The following is a 252-nucleotide window of genomic DNA, read 5'->3' as shown; positions in this document are numbered from 1 at the left end:
GAGCCCAAGTGCGTGACGGGGTGACCTGGAAAGGGCAGCCATGACGACCTCGAGAACTCTGCATTGGATCGGTGCCGTGGCGGCCGCGCTGGGGCTGACGGCGTGCGGCGGGGGCGGGGGCGGCACGCCCGAACCCGCCGTGGCGTTTGTGCCGGCGGCCGACCGCATCGAGCCGTTTGACCCCGCGGTGGGCCGCACCCGCAAGGCGCTTGCGGCCGCGGAGCTTGCGCCCCTGCCGGCGCTGGCGGCGGC

General features: G+C 75.8%; 1 pseudogene. It reads left to right on the top strand.

The annotated features are described in order from the left end of the window. Positions 1–40: 40 nt before the first annotated feature. A pseudogene (locus B2J89_RS22275) lies at positions 41–252 on the top strand (hypothetical protein); the annotation flags it as partial.

Source organism: Acidovorax sp. SRB_24 (genome assembly GCF_012931925.1).
Note: the sequence above shows the minus strand (reverse complement) of the source record. Positions and strands in the feature narration are given on the sequence as shown.